2 protein-coding genes are annotated in these 2,631 nt (G+C 49.3%); both read right to left on the bottom strand.

The features are described 5' to 3' along the window. Positions 1-190 precede the first annotated feature (190 nt). The gene (locus ACTHUE_RS15110) at positions 191-1,123 is read right to left on the bottom strand and encodes an AEC family transporter (RefSeq protein ID WP_070460039.1); all 933 of its coding nucleotides are present in this window, start codon (positions 1,121-1,123) and stop codon (positions 191-193) included. A gap of 93 nt (positions 1,124-1,216) precedes the next feature. Further along, positions 1,217-2,548 carry a YadA-like family protein gene (locus ACTHUE_RS15105; RefSeq protein WP_070460037.1) on the bottom strand — a complete coding sequence of 444 codons (1,332 nt, stop codon included), beginning with the start codon at positions 2,546-2,548 and terminating at the stop codon, positions 1,217-1,219. Positions 2,549-2,631 lie beyond the last annotated feature (83 nt).

Genomic DNA, 2,631 nt, shown 5'->3' with positions numbered 1-2,631 from the left:
TCGGTCATGGCTGTGTTCCTTTAAAGATTGATATTGGATGAATGTTAGACATAAGGATACACGCTGCAAACGGCTTTGTATAGTTTTTTAATTGCTTAATTAATTGATAATAAAAGTTATTTTCAAAATTAAAATACCAAACAGGCCATCTGAAACATAAAGTCAAAGTTTCAGACGGCCTGCCCTTTTCTTAAATAATCCAACGATATAACGCAATCATTACCGGCATGGTTACCACACAAAGCAAGGTCGTCAACCCATAAATCGCGCTGGCTTTTTGGGCATTTTTGCCGTAAACAACCGCCATTTGGGTAACCGTCGCTGCGGCAGGCGAAGTCGTTGCCAAAAAGCTGATTAAAACAACCGTATCCGCATGCGCATCATGATGGGCAAAACCGCAGGCTTTAACGGCGAAAAGCAATAATACCGGAATCAAAATCAGCCTTAAAAAAGCAACGAGATAAAGCCTCGGCGTCCACATAATCGAGCGTAACGGCAGAGAAGCCAAAAGCATGCCCGCCACCAACATGGCAACCGGGCCAATCATGCCGCCCACCGTCGCCAAAGTATTATCGACAATATGCGGCAGCTTGATTTGAAAGGTAAACATTAGCAGCCCGACCAACATGGATAAGATGTTGATATTGGTAAAAATGGTTTTCCAAGCCACATTGCCTCGGCCGCAAATCAACAGGCGCAGATGCGTCCAAAACAAAAACGTCTGCACCAAGATAAAACCAGTGGTATAAATCACCCATTCCGCACCAAATACCGACATCACCAAAGGGATAATCAAGTTGCCCGAATTACTGTACACCGTCGCCGCGTGTTCGAGCCCATCGAGTTTGAACAAGTGTTTAAACACCCTGCCCAAAACAATCAACACCACATGGAAAAACACCGCCAGCATGACGGAAAGCTTCAGCCCTTCGATAATCTGCGGCGTATTGTCCATCTGAAAGGCATGAATCATGACGGACGGGCTGATCAGGTAAAGCGCGATAACGGAGAGCGTGTAGCTGTTTTCCGATTTCAACAGCCCGGCTTTTACCAAGGCCACGCCCATCAAAACAATCAGCGTCAGCTCGGTAATTTTTCCGGCAAGCAGGAAAGAGGTTTCCATGATAAAAAAGCGGCAAAAACGTTGATTTTACGCTTCTACCGCTTCGCATGCCAAATTCAGACGGCCTCAACATTCAAGACTATCTGAAATTTTCTACCACAGATAGGTTACGCTGGCTCCACCGCCTGCACCACCCTTAGATGCGCCGACAGCAGAACCTTTCACCAGCCATTTGCCGCTGGCGGATACTTTCGATACTCCGACAGCAAAACCGGCCTTTCCGCGCCAAACGCCGCTGCCAATGGATACCGCACCCTGTCCCGGCTGGTAAGCCTGTCCCAGATTACCCACCGCAATCGCAGCGGCAGAGCCGGCATCCGCACGGTCTTCCAGTTTTTTCATTTCTACGCGTGTTTCAGCTCGTATCTGATTGATTTGAGCAGCCACCGCCGACTCTTTTTGCTGACTATCGGCCTGCCATCTTTCCGCAAGCCTTTTAACCTGAGCCACATTTACCGCATCCGTATCCTGAGTACCGGCAGCCACATGGGTAATTTGACGGCTGTCCTTTTCATTGCCAACTGAAACCGCGCCCAATGTCGATTTCCATGTCTTGTCTTCAGATTGACTTGCCGACTGTGTCGCAAAATCATAGCCTGCCTGACCTGCAGCCAAATCTGCGATGCTTTGCGCACCCAGAGCCACCCCTTTCTCGGCTTTACCTTTGGCTTGGAAACCGAGTGCCAAAGATTTCTCTTCCAAAGCCGATGCACCGCCGCCGACTGCCGTACCACCTTCTTTACGCACACTGGAGCTGGTGCCGACAGCCAGACCGTTCAAGGCTGTAGCGGAAGACTCGACACCCAAAGCTACACTGTTTACGGCATTCGATACCGCACGCGTACCAACCGCCACTGCTTGATAACCTTCTGCTTCAGCAGCCGATGCCAGCGCAAGTGATTGAGTTCCACGTGCTTTAGCTCGATCACCTAAGGCCGTCGCGCTGAGCGCATCCGCCTCACTATCTCTGCCGATAGCTACTGCATCAATATTACTTGCCTGAGCGCCATTACCTACCGCAACGGCACGCAAAGCCGAAGCCTTGGACAGCAGACCGACTGCAACGGATTGACCGCCAGAAGCAGCCGCTGCGCCACCGACTGCTACATCATTTGTTCCCTTGGCATGGGCCCGAAAGCCAACCGCCACCGACCGCAATGCCTCCGCTTTGGATTCGCCACCCAAAGCAGTTGCGCTCAAACCGGAAGCGGCAGAATCATAACCCAAAGCCATCGCCTTATAGCCATTTGCTTTAGCCTTGTCGCCAACTGCAGCGGCATTTTCGCCCGATACGGATTCCTTACCGACAGCCAAAGAACCCGTCTTGTGCATGGTTCCAGCAACAATACCTCCGTCCGCATACGCAGTACCGAAAAAAAGCGCTAAAGCCAAACACAAAGGACTGAGCGATACATTCAGTTTCATCTTTATATTCTCCATTTTTTAAATATTAAAAATATCTCGTTCAATCAAATTAATACTTTTGAACTAGTTATATTGTATATATT

This window comes from Neisseria sp. P0021.S005 (assembly GCF_051956955.1).
This window is presented reverse-complemented; position numbering and strand designations above follow the sequence as displayed.

Bases quoted from the DNA above. Each gene is read 5' to 3' on its own strand.
- ACTHUE_RS15110 (WP_070460039.1), bottom strand. From the start codon at position 1,123: ATGGAAACCTCTTTCCTGCTTGCCGGAAAAATTACCGAGCTGACGCTG.
- ACTHUE_RS15105 (WP_070460037.1), bottom strand. From the start codon at position 2,548: ATGAAACTGAATGTATCGCTCAGTCCTTTGTGTTTGGCTTTAGCGCTT.